The sequence below is a fragment of the Nocardia cyriacigeorgica genome (assembly GCF_010858045.1).
In the GTDB taxonomy this organism is placed as follows: domain Bacteria; phylum Actinomycetota; class Actinomycetes; order Mycobacteriales; family Mycobacteriaceae; genus Nocardia; species Nocardia cyriacigeorgica_E.
Genome location: NZ_JAAGVC010000397.1, coordinates 1 through 276, shown reverse-complemented (window position 1 = coordinate 276; position 276 = coordinate 1). Strand labels below are relative to the sequence as shown.

The following is a 276-nucleotide window of genomic DNA, read 5'->3' as shown; positions in this document are numbered from 1 at the left end:
ATCCAGTACGGCAATCTGCTCACGCTGCCGATCGCCGAGGGCGGTGTGCTCTACGTGGAACCGCTGTTCACCGAACGGATCTCGACCGCACCGAACGGGTCGACCTTCCCGCAGCTGGCGCGGGTACTGGTCAGCTACCGAGATCCGGGTACCGGTGGCGTCCGGGTCGGCTATGCCCCGACCCTCGCCGAGGCACTCGACCAGGTTTTCGGCCCGGAGACCGGCAACCTCGCCACCGCGCCGGGTGGTGGGCCCGCAGCACCGCCACCACCGGGG

1 protein-coding gene is annotated in these 276 nt (G+C 69.9%); it reads left to right on the top strand.

Going from position 1 to position 276, the window contains the following annotated elements:
* A partial coding sequence (locus tag GV790_RS30185; protein WP_163818202.1) for a hypothetical protein occupies nucleotides 1-276 on the top strand: 276 nt, incomplete at both ends.